Here is an 11,120-nt window from a genome sequence, read left to right as displayed (position 1 = left end):
CCTTAGAGGACGCACCACGAGAGGAAACAGATGCCTGCCTGGCACGGACAAGTCGTCACCACCGAGTGGCTGACGCCCACCCTGGTCAGGGTGGTGCTCGGCGGTGAAGGGCTCGCGGGCTTCGCGGTGCCCGACGACACCGACACCTACGTCAACGTGGCGATCCCGCCCGCGGCTGCGCCGTACGACGCGATCTTCTCCCCCGCCGACGTGCGCGAGTCGCACTCGAAGGAGACGTGGCCGGCGCGCCGTCGCTACACCGTCCGCAGCTGGGACGCGGTGACCGGTCTGCTCACCCTCGACTTCGTGGTGCACGGCCACGGCGCCGGCGGCCCGTGGGCAGCCGGGGCCAAGCCCGGCGACGTGCTGGTGTTCGAGGGCCCCGGCAGCGGCTTCCACCCGGACCCGTCGGCCGACTGGCACCTGCTGGTCGGCGACGAGTCCGCGCTGCCGGCGATCGCGGCCTCGCTCGAGGCCCTCCCGGCGGGCAGCCACGCGGTGGTGCGCCTGGTGTGCGACGGCCCCGACTACGAGGTGCCACTGACCTGCCCCGGCGAGCTCGACCTGGTCTGGCTGCACCGCACCGGGGCCGACGACGACGCCGACCTGCTGGCCGATGCCGTCGCCGACATCGAGTTCCCGGAGGGTCGGGTGCACGCGTTCGTGCACGGTGAGGCCGACGAGATCCGCGCCATCCGGCGACACCTGATCAGCGACCGGGGAGTGCCGCGCGCCGACATGTCCTGCTCGCCGTACTGGCGGCGCACCATGACCGACGAGGCCTGGCGTGCGGTCAAGCGCGAGTACGTCGCCGCGATGGACGCCGACGTCGCGTAGGGGTGCGTCGAGTCACTCGTAGCGGATCAGGCCCCGGATGTTCTTGCCGTCACGCATGTCCTGGTAGCCCTGGTTGATCTCGTCCAGGGTGTACTCGGTGGTGACCATCTCGTCGAGCTTGAGCTTGCCCTCCATGTAGAGGTTGAGCAGCCGCGGGATGTCGTAGCGCGGGTTGGCGTTGCCGAAGATGCAGCCGACCAGCTCCTTGCGCATCATCGACATCTCGAAGAGGTTGAGCTTCACGTCGTCGGCCATCATGTTCGAGACGGCGGTGACGACGCCTCGACCGGCCTTCTTGACCAGGCTCATCATCGGCGCGATCAGGTCACCGGTGGCGAGGCCGACCGCGAGGATCGCCTTGTCCGCCATCGCGCCGTACGTGATCTCGCTGATCAGCGCCTGCGCGTCCGCCATCGACGCGGCGGCGTGGGTGGCGCCGAGGGTGAGCGCCTTCTCGCGCTTCCAGTCGACGGGGTCGATCGCGACCACGTGGCGCGCACCGGCCATCGCGGCGCCCTGGACGGCGCTCATGCCGATGCCGCCGATGCCGATCACGGCGACCGTCTCGCCGGCCTGCACGTCGGCGGCGTACACCGCGGAGCCCCAGCCGGTCGTCACGCCGCAGCCGACGAGCGCGGCCTTGTCGAGCGGGATGTGCTTCTCGATCTTCACCGCACTGTCGATGTTGACGACCGTGTACGGCGAGAAGGTGCCCAGGCCGACCATGATGCCGAGGTCGCGGCCGTCCTTGCCGTGGTGGCGGTAGGAGAAGTCGGAGAGTTGCATGCCACTGAGCAGGAACGCGCCCAGGTCGCAGAGGTGCTGATGCCCGGTCGAGCACGACGGACACTTGCCGCACGACGGGATGAAGCTGAAGACGACGTGGTCGCCGACCTCGAAGCCGACCGTGTCGGGACCGACCTCCTGGACGACACCGGCGCCCTCGTGGCCACCGATCACCGGGAACTGCTTGAGACCGAAGGCCTCCGCCAACTCCGGGTCCAGGACCATGTCTCCGGTGACCATGTGCTCGTCGGAGTGGCACAGGCCCGAGGCAGCGAGCTTGACGAGGATCTCACCGCGCTTGGGCGGGTCGAGCTCGATGTCCTCCACACTCCAGTCGGTGTGCGGCTCCCACAAGATGGCGGCGCGGGTCTTCATGCTGACTCCCTCGGGAAAGTAGAACAGGTTCTTGTCCCTGCAAGGTACTGCCCGATGTGGCGCCTGTCACGCAAACAGTCAGCTCGCGGGTCGCGGTGCCGGCAACCCACGCAGGTGGGCCACGAAGCCCGGGTTCGTCAGTGCCCACGGACCTCGCGCCTCCCGGACCAGCGAGATCGCCTCGTCCGGCGTACGGCCGAGCTCGATCAGGGCGCTGGCGACGACCAGGCCGGAGCGGTTGAGACCGCCTGAGCACCGCACCAGCACACTGCTTCCGCCGCGTACGGCGGCGGCGACCCGCCGGGCAGCCTCGTCGACCCGCACCGCCGTCGCCGGGTCGATCGCGGCGTCCGCCAGACGAAGCACGACGTGCTCGACACCCGCGGCCGGCCCGTAGCCCTCCCGGGTCGTCAGGCTCACCACCAGGTCGAACTCGTCGTCGACGACGCAGGCCGTCCCCGACTGGGAGCGCACGTCGTGGCCGCCCTGGAAGAGCCCGGGCACGACCTCGTTCCAGGGGTCGGCGCACAGCGGCATCGACGTGGCGCGGCCGGTGCCGCGGCAGGCGACACAGTCCGGCATCGAGCTCGGCTCGGCGTAGCAGGAGTGGCACAGCACGGCCGCAACCTATCGGGCCTCTGTCGGCCGATCGCCAAGAGTGCTTCTATCGCCGTCGTCACGCTCGACGCCGGCTCGGCCCGGCCGACGGCGATGTGGCAGGCCGACCCGCTGGCCGAGGGCATCGCCGCCGCGACCGACCCTGAGCAGTCGGTGCCGGCGCTGCCCGACCAGCTCACCGAGGAGCCCGCCTGGCTCGACCGCGACCGGCTTGTCCGCGCAGTCCCCGACAGCGGTGATGATGGAGCGATGACGACCTATTCCGACACGTTGGAGTTCGAGGGCGCGACCTTCGTCAAGGCGAGCTTCGAAGGCGCCACTCTGCGATTCTCCGATGTCAGCGGTGTGACGATGCGCGGCGTCGACGTGGCCGGCCTCGACATCGACAGTCACGACCTGTCCTTCGGCAGCCTCTTCGTCAACGGGGTCGACGTGGTGCCGCTCGTGGAGGCCGAGCTCAACCGGCGGTTCCCCGGCCGCGAGCTGCAGAAGGCGCACACGCCCGAAGGCCTGCGCGAGGGTTGGGTAGCCGTGCAGTCCGCGTGGCAGGAGACGGCAGCGGGCACACCGGCGGACCTGGTGGATGCCCACGTCGAGGACGAGTGGTCCTTGTCCCAGACGCTGCGGCACCTCATCCTGGCGACCGACGCCTGGCTCCGCGGCGGGATCATGCGGATCCAGCAGCCGTTCCACGAGATCGGCCAGATCTTCACCGGTGCCGACGAGATGGGCTTCGACATGTCGATCTTCCGTGCGGAGCCGCCGGCGTACGAGGAGGTCCTCGCGGTGCGTGCCGAGCGACAGCGGATGGTGACCGACTTCCTGGCCACGGCCACGGTGGAGCTGCTCGCGGAGGAGCGTGAGGACCCGTGGGGTGGCGGTGACTGGCGTCCCAGCGTCGGTGACTGCATGCGCGTGATCCTGGAGGAGGAGTGGGCGCACCTGCGCTACATCCGACGGGATCTCGCTCGGATGCGCTGAGCCAGAAGGGCGCCGGCCAGGACGAGCGCCGGCCGTGTTGGTCGTTCGGGTGCACGGCCTTCCGGGCATGCGCGCGAGACGCCACGCCCGCCGTCAGGTCCTGTCAGTTCCGGGCACGGACGTCTGGAAGCCGTCAAGATTCCTGTCGGCAGCGTCAAGGAAGCATCAAGGGAGACAGTTGACGACCTCTTTGAGGTCTATCAATTCTCTCGTGTCCGATCTCATCTACGTGCTCCTGACCCTCGCGGTCTTCGGGTTGCTCGCCCTGCTGGTGGGCGCCCTGGATCGGAGGCTGTCGAAGTGAGCAGCCTTGCTCCCGCCCTCGGCCAGATAGCGGTGCTCGTCATCGCCCTGGCCATCGCCGTCCCGCTCCTGGGGCGCTACCTCGCGCACGTCTACACCTCGACGAAGCACCTCGCCGTCGAGCGGACGTCATACCGCTTCCTGCGGGTCGACCCCGACGCCGACCAGCACTGGAAGACCTACGCCATGTCGGCGCTCGGCTTCTCGCTCGTCAGCCTCCTGCTGCTCTACGCGCTCGGCCGGCTGCAGGACCACCTGCCACTGAGCCTGGGTTTTGCGGCGCTGCCGTCCGACGGCGCCTGGAACACCGCAGTCAGCTTCGTCGCCAACACGAACTGGCAGTGGTACTCCGGCGAGGTCACCATCGGGCATCTGATGCAGATGTCCGGCCTGACGGTGCAGAACTTCGTGTCCGCCGCTGTCGGGATGGCCGTCGCCGCAGCGTTCGCCCGCGGCCTCGCGCGCAGCCTGACCGACGGGCGGGTCGGCAACTTCTGGTCCGACCTCGTGCGCGGCACCCTTCGCGTCCTGCTGCCGATCTCGGCGGTCTCCGCGATCGTGCTCGTCTCCTTCGGTGCGATCCAGAACCTCATGGGGAGCCGCACGGTCGAGACTCTGAGCGGTGGCACCCAGGTGATCACCGGCGGCCCGGTCGCCAGCCAGGAGGTCATCAAGCAGCTCGGCACCAACGGAGGCGGCTTCTACAACGTCAACTCCGCCCACCCCTTCGAGAACCCCACCCCGTTCACCGACATCTTCCAGATCTTCCTGATGCTGCTGATCCCCTTCGCGATGGCCTGGGCGTTCGGCCTCATCGTCAAGGACCGACGCCAGGGCGTCGCGATTCTCTCCGTGATGACCCTGTTGTGGGGAGCCGCGGTCGCGCTGCTGACCTGGGCCGAGATGGCCGGACCCGGCCTGGCCCCGCACGCCGCCGGCGGCGCGATGGAGGGCAAGGAGGTCCGGTTCGGCGAAGCCGCGTCATCGCTCTTCGCCGCCTCGACGACCGGGACATCGACCGGTGCCGTCAACTCCATGCACGACTCACTGACCGCGCCAGGCGGCGGCGTCGCGATGTTCAACATGATGCTCGGCGAGATCGCGCCTGGCGGCGTGGGATCTGGCCTCTACGGCGTGTTGATGCTCGCCATCGTCACCGTGTTCCTCAGCGGCCTCATGGTCGGACGCACACCGGAGTACCTGGGCAAGAAGATCGGACAGCGCGAGATCGTGCTCGTCGCGCTCTACGTGCTCGCCACCCCGGTGCTCGTACTGACCGGCATCGCCGTCGCGATCACCGCGAGCGACGGACTGGCCGGCCTGCAGGAGAGTGGACCGCACGGTCTCTCCGAGGCGTTGTACGCCGTGACGTCGGCCGCCAACAACAACGGCTCAGCGTTCGGTGGCCTCACCTCGGGCACACCATTCTGGAACACGCTGCTCGGCCTGCTGATGCTCCTCGGACGTTTCCTGCCGATGATCTTCGTGCTCGCGCTGGCCGGCCGGTTCGCATCCCAGAAGCGGCTGCCCTTGGGGGCCGGCACGCTGCCGACCCACAGCCCGCTCTTCGTCACCCTCCTCTCGGGCGTAGCCCTGGTCGTGGTCGGTCTGACCTACGTGCCCGTGCTCGCCCTCGGCCCGATCGTGGAGTCCCTCTCGTGAACGACAACACCCCAGGCGGGTCGGCCACGCTGGCCCAGCCACATCACCAGGTGCAGCCTGGTCCCACCGTGCTGAGCACGGCGCAGCTCGTCGAGGCACTCCCCGGCGCGCTCCGCAAGCTCGACCCGCGCGAGCTGCTGCGCACACCGGTCATGCTCATCGTCGAGATCGGCGCGGTCGCGACCACGGTGTTCTCCATCGTGGACCCCAGCACGATGGGCTGGCTCGTCACCGTCTGGCTCTGGCTGACGGTCCTGTTCGGCACCCTGGCCGAGTCGGTGGCCGAAGGCCGCGGCAAGGCACAGGCCGCGAGCCTGCGCGCCCTGCAGCAGGAGACGATGGCGCGTCGGCTGCGCGGCAGCGTCGACCACCTGAGGTCCGCCGGCGACCTCGCGACCCAGACCATCGAAGAGGTGCCCAGCACCGCGCTCCGCGCTGGCGACCTCGTCGTGGTCGAGGCCGGGGAACGGATCCCCGGCGACGGCGACGTCGTCGAGGGCGTCGCATCGGTCGACGAGTCTGCGGTGACCGGCGAGTCGGCCCCGGTGATCCGGGAGTCAGGCGGAGACCGCTCCGCGGTCACCGGCGGCACCACAGTGCTGTCCGACCGCATCGTCGTCCGGATCACCTCGGATCCGGGGCAGTCGTTCGTCGATCGGATGATCGCCCTGGTCGAGGGCTCGGAACGGCAACGCACACCGAACGAGATCGCGCTCAACGTCCTGCTCACCGCACTGACAGCGATCTTCGTCGTCGTCGTGGCCTCGCTCTACTACGTGGCCGACTACAGCGACGCCCACCAGTCGGTGCTGGTGCTGACAGCCCTGCTGGTCTGCCTCATCCCGACCACCATCGGAGCGCTGCTGTCCGCGATCGGCATCGCCGGCATGGACCGGCTCGTACGCCGCAACGTGCTGGCCATGTCGGGCCGGGCGGTCGAGGCGGCCGGTGACATCGACGTACTCCTCCTCGACAAGACCGGCACCATCACCTACGGCAACCGTCAGGCGTCGGAGCTGCTCCCGGTCGACGGCGTCGCCGCCGACGACCTGGCCCGCGCCGCATTGCTGGCCTCGCTGGCCGACGAGACGCCCGAAGGCCGCAGCATCGTGACCCTGATCCGAGAGCAGTACACCGGGATCGACGCCTCCGAGGGCTCGGCCGGCAGCCTGGTCGAGTTCTCGGCGACCACCCGGATGAGCGGCCTCGACCTCCCCGACCGAGTCATTCGCAAGGGCGCGGCGTCGGCGGTCGCGTCGTGGGCCAACGAGACCGGTCTCCCGGCCGAGCAGGCTTCGGCACCGCAGCTGACCGACCTGGTCGAGCGGGTGAGCTCGAGCGGTGGTACGCCTCTGGTCGTCGCCGAGCAGGTCGGCACGCAGCCGGCCCGGCTGCTCGGCGTCATCCACCTCAAGGACGTCGTCAAGGAAGGCCTCCGCGAGCGCTTCGAGGAGATGCGCGCGATGGGCATCCGCACGGTGATGATCACCGGCGACAACGCGGTGACAGCCGCGGCGATCGCGAGGGAGGCAGGCGTCGACGACTTCCTCGCCGAGGCCACCCCGGAGGACAAGCTCGCGCTGATCCGCAAGGAGCAGCAGGGCGGGCGGATGGTCGCGATGTGCGGTGACGGCACCAACGACGCACCCGCGCTGGCGCAGGCCGACGTAGGAGTCGCCATGAACACAGGCACGACCGCGGCCAAGGAGGCCGGCAACATGGTCGACCTCGACTCCGACCCGACCAAGCTCATCGACGTCGTCGAGATCGGCAAGCAGCTGCTGATCACGCGCGGCGCGCTCACGACGTTCTCGGTCGCCAACGACGTCGCGAAGTACTTCGCGATCCTGCCGGCGATGTTCGTGGTCGCGTTCCCGGATCTCGAGGTCCTCAACATCATGCGGTTGTCGAGCCCGCAGTCTGCGATCGTGTCCGCGGTCGTCTTCAACGCGCTCATCATCGTGCTGCTGATCCCGCTCGCACTTCGTGGTGTCCGCTACCGGCCTTCGTCGGCGAGCTCCCTACTACGTCGCAACCTGCTGATCTACGGCGTCGGCGGCCTCGTCGCCCCGTTCCTCGGCATCAAGCTGCTCGACCTCGTGATCTCACTGATCCCAGGTCTCTAGGAGAAGACGATGAAGGACATCTACACCCTCTTCCGACACAGCCTCGCCGGTCTCCGCGTGCTCGTCGCGTTGACGCTGCTGCTCGGCCTCGCCTACCCGCTGGCAATCACCGGCATCGCCCAGGTCGCCTTCCCGTGGAAGGCCGACGGGTCGCTGGTCACCGCCACCGGGCAACACACCGACCACGCCGGCGACGCCGTCGGCTCAAAGCTCATCGGCCAGGTCGTCGACGACGAGGACCTCTTCCAGAACCGGCCCTCCGCTGCCGGCGACGGATACGACATGCTGAGCACCTACGGCTCCAACCTCGGGCCCAACAACCCGGACCTGGTCGCCTCCATCAAGGACCTCAAGGCAGCGATCGCCGAGCGCGAGGGCGTCGACCCGAGCGACGTACCGCCCGATGCCGTCACGGCCTCGGCATCGGGCATCGACCCCGACATCTCGCCGGCGTACGCCGAGATCCAGGTGCCGCGGGTCGCCGAAGTGAACGGCCTCACCGATGACCAGGTGCAGCAGCTCGTCGACGAGAACACCGACGGTCGCGACCTGGGCGTGCTCGGCGAACCGCGGGTCAACGTGCTCGAGCTCAACATCGCGGTCGTCCAGGCCGCCGACGCGTCCTGACCGCGACCGACCCCGACAAGCTGGGAGGACGTCTCGTGGAGGAAGTCAGGCGCGGTCGGCTGACCGTCTACCTCGGTGCCGCACCCGGCGTGGGAAAGACCTACGCGATGCTCTCGGAGGCGAAGCGACGTTGCGAGCGGGGCACCGACGTCGTCATCGGCTACGTCGAGACCCACGGTCGCGAGCACACCACCACGATGCTCGACGGGCTCGAGGTGGTGCCGCGGAAGGAGATCTCCTACCGCGGCACCACCTTCACCGAGATGGACACCGAGGCGGTCATCGCCCGCAAGGCGGCGGTCGTTTGCGTCGACGAGCTCGCCCACACCAACGTCCCCGGCAGCAGGCATGAGAAGCGCGCGGAGGACATCGAACAGATCCGCCGCGCCGGCATCGACGTGATCACCACGGTCAACATCCAGCATCTGGAGTCGCTCAACGACGCCGTCGAGCGGATCACCGGCGTCCGGCAGCGCGAGACCGTACCGGACGAGGCCGTCCGCACCGCCGACCAGATCCAGCTCGTCGACATGTCTCCCGATGCCCTGCGTCGCCGCATGGCGCACGGCAACATCTACCGGGCCGACCAGGTCGACGCCTCGCTCACGTCGTACTTCCGCGTCGGCAACCTCACCGCCCTGCGCGAGCTCGCGCTGCTCTGGCTGGCCGACCGGGTCGACGACGCGCTCGACGACTACCGGCGAGCGCAGGGCATCCAGGATCCCTGGCCCGCCAAGGAGCGCATCGTCGTCGCCGTCACCGGCGGACCCGAGAGCGAGACTCTGCTGCGGCGCGGCGCGCGACTCGCGCAACGGGCGGCCGGCTCGGAGCTGATCGCGCTGCACGTGATCTCCAGCGACGGCATCGCGAACCCCGACGAGCGGCGGATCGCCCGTGCACAGCAGCTGGTGGCATCGCTCGGTGGGTCGTTCCACTCGGTCGTCGGCGAGGATGTCTCCCAGGCGGTGGTCGACTTCGCCACCGGTGCCAACGCGACGATGATCATCGTCGGCGTCTCCCGCCACGGCCGACTTCGCCGCCTCTTTGCCGGGACGACGGGTGAGCACATCGCCTCGCTCGCCGGCACCATCGACGTCCACCTCGTCACACACGACCAAAGCACACGCGTGGGCAGGCCGCGCTGGTATCTCTCCCCTCTCACCAAGCAACGCCAGATCGCCGGGCTACTCCTGTCGGTGCTGATCCCCGTGCTGCTCACCCTCGTGCTGCAGCTCTCCGACGACCCCGACCAGCTGCCGCTCGACGTGCTGCTGTTCCTGGCGGTGACAGTGCTGGTCGCGCTCGTCGGCGGACTGCTGCCAGCGCTGGTCGCGGCGCTCGGCGGATTCCTCCTGATGAACTGGTACTTCACCCCACCCGTCAACCGATTCACCGTCTCCGAACCCACCAACGTCGTCGCGCTGCTGGTCTTCGTGGCAGTCGCCATCGGAGTCGCCAGCGTGGTGGACCGGGCATCGCGGCGCGCATCCGACGCCGTACGCGCCCGGACCGAGGCGGCCACCATGAGCTCGCTGTCGCGATCGGTTCTGACCGGCCACGACACCGCCGGGGCAATCGTCGAACGACTCCGGGAGACCTTCGGACAGCGCGCCGTGTCTCTGCTCACGCGAGACCAGGCCGGCTGGACGGTCACGGCATCCAGCGGCGACACGCCCGCCTGCTCCCCCGAGGAGAGTGACACCCGCGTGACCGTCGACGACGACCACGTGATCGTGCTCTGCGGCTCGCCCCTGCGAGCAACCGACCAGCGGGTGCTGGAGGCCTTCGCCGTGCAGACCGGGTTGGTGCTCGAGTACCGCCGCCTGCGCGAGCGCGAGGAACGGGCGGCCACCTTGGAACGCGCAGAGGCGACCAGCACCGCCATCCTCCGCGCGGTCTCCCACGACCTGCGCACACCGCTGGCGGCGATGCGCACCGCCGTCGACGGGTTGGTGTCCGACGGCGTCGACCCCCTCGCCCGCATCGAGCTGGTCGGGGTGGTCGAGTCGTCGACCGAGCAGCTGGAACATCTCATCGACAACCTGCTGGACCTGTCCCGCATCGAGTCCGGGCTCGTCCACCCTGCGTTGCGCGACCTCAGCCTCGAGGAGGTGTTGCCGCTCGCCATGGCGGGGCACCCTCCCGGCTCCGCCGAGCTCGAGGTCGAGGAGTCGGTGCCCTTGGTGCACACCGACCGCGGACTTCTGGAGCGCGTCGTGGCCAACCTGGTCGGCAATGCCGTCCGGGTCTCGCTCGGCGAGCCCGTACGCGTGCTCGCCCATGTGCTGCCGACCACCGTCGAAGTGCTCGTCGTCGATCGCGGGCCTGGCGTACCCCCGGCTCAGCGCGAGCGGATGTTCGAGCCGTTCCAGCGCCTCGATGACACCTCCGGCGGCGGGCTCGGACTCGGCCTCGCCGTGGCACGCGGCCTCACCGAGGCGGTGGGCGGCACGCTGTCCGCGGAGGACACCCCTGGCAGAGGGTTGACGATGGTCTTGTCGCTCCCGCGGGCGGGCTCGGGGGGCGATGCGGCGTGAGCAAGGTCTTGGTGGTCGATGACGAACCGGCGCTGGCCCGCGCGCTCGCGACGAAGGTCCCGATCGTCGTGCTCTCCGCGCGGCAGCACGGCGAGGACAGAACGATGCCGCAGAGACGGCGCTCGTGGTGACCCGCGAACACATCTTGCGTGCAGGCGCCGGTTCAAGACGTTGACCATCGGCCACGCCCAGATGTAGGGGTCCCGACCGACCTGCTCGACGTACGCCGGGGTGATGTTGGCCGATGCTGCCGGAGCGGCCGGCATGG

General features: G+C 69.3%; 9 protein-coding genes. 7 read left to right on the top strand and 2 right to left on the bottom strand.

Going from position 1 to position 11,120, the window contains the following annotated elements:
• Window positions 1-30: 30 nt before the first annotated feature.
• On the top strand, window positions 31-837 hold the full coding sequence (locus ABEA33_RS15635) for a siderophore-interacting protein (protein WP_345527743.1): 807 nt from the start codon (window positions 31-33) through the stop codon (window positions 835-837).
• Window positions 838-849: 12 nt separating this feature from the next.
• Here ABEA33_RS15635 and ABEA33_RS15630 read toward each other — a convergent pair whose 3' ends face one another.
• Window positions 850-1,998 (bottom strand): NDMA-dependent alcohol dehydrogenase, encoded by a 1,149-nt coding sequence (locus tag ABEA33_RS15630; protein WP_345527742.1) that lies wholly within the window; start codon window positions 1,996-1,998, stop codon window positions 850-852.
• A 78-nt stretch (window positions 1,999-2,076) separates the two neighbouring features.
• Window positions 2,077-2,616 (bottom strand): protein-tyrosine phosphatase family protein, encoded by a 540-nt coding sequence (locus ABEA33_RS15625; protein ID WP_345527741.1) that lies wholly within the window; start codon window positions 2,614-2,616, stop codon window positions 2,077-2,079.
• On the opposite strand from ABEA33_RS15625, the gene ABEA33_RS15620 reads away from it, so the two are divergent.
• From ABEA33_RS15620 to ABEA33_RS15595, 6 genes are all read left to right on the top strand, one after another.
• Window positions 2,605-3,597, top strand: a complete 993-nt coding sequence (locus ABEA33_RS15620) for a DinB family protein (protein WP_345527740.1) — start codon at window positions 2,605-2,607, stop codon at window positions 3,595-3,597. The genes ABEA33_RS15625 and ABEA33_RS15620 overlap by 12 nt on opposite strands.
• A gap of 300 nt (window positions 3,598-3,897) precedes the next feature.
• Complete coding sequence (gene kdpA, locus ABEA33_RS15615) at window positions 3,898-5,562, top strand: potassium-transporting ATPase subunit KdpA (protein WP_345527739.1); 1,665 nt, start codon at window positions 3,898-3,900, stop codon at window positions 5,560-5,562.
• A gap of 50 nt (window positions 5,563-5,612) precedes the next feature.
• A complete protein-coding gene (kdpB, locus tag ABEA33_RS15610; RefSeq protein ID WP_345527994.1) occupies window positions 5,613-7,688 on the top strand; it encodes a potassium-transporting ATPase subunit KdpB in 2,076 nt (691 codons plus the stop codon).
• A 9-nt stretch (window positions 7,689-7,697) separates the two neighbouring features.
• Window positions 7,698-8,315, top strand: coding sequence for a potassium-transporting ATPase subunit KdpC (gene kdpC / locus ABEA33_RS15605; protein WP_345527738.1), 618 nt, complete (start codon window positions 7,698-7,700; stop codon window positions 8,313-8,315).
• Between the two features lie 35 nt (window positions 8,316-8,350).
• Window positions 8,351-10,852: a DUF4118 domain-containing protein gene (locus ABEA33_RS15600; RefSeq protein ID WP_345527737.1), complete on the top strand. Its 2,502-nt coding sequence runs from the start codon at window positions 8,351-8,353 to the stop codon at window positions 10,850-10,852.
• Complete coding sequence (locus ABEA33_RS15595; RefSeq protein WP_345527736.1) at window positions 10,849-10,983, top strand: hypothetical protein; 135 nt, start codon at window positions 10,849-10,851, stop codon at window positions 10,981-10,983. Before ABEA33_RS15600 ends, ABEA33_RS15595 begins: the two co-directional genes overlap by 4 nt.
• The last annotated feature ends 137 nt before the right edge of the window (window positions 10,984-11,120 follow it).

The sequence above is a fragment of the Nocardioides endophyticus genome, from assembly GCF_039543845.1.
Lineage (GTDB): Bacteria > Actinomycetota > Actinomycetes > Propionibacteriales > Nocardioidaceae > Nocardioides > Nocardioides endophyticus.
This window is presented reverse-complemented; position numbering and strand designations above follow the sequence as displayed.

Coding starts and splice junctions, on each gene's coding strand:
- ABEA33_RS15630 (WP_345527742.1), bottom strand. CDS start 1,998: ATGAAGACCCGCGCCGCCATCTTGTGGGAGCCGCACACCGACTGGAGT.
- kdpC (WP_345527738.1), top strand. CDS start 7,698: ATGAAGGACATCTACACCCTCTTCCGACACAGCCTCGCCGGTCTCCGC.
- ABEA33_RS15635 (WP_345527743.1), top strand. CDS start 31: ATGCCTGCCTGGCACGGACAAGTCGTCACCACCGAGTGGCTGACGCCC.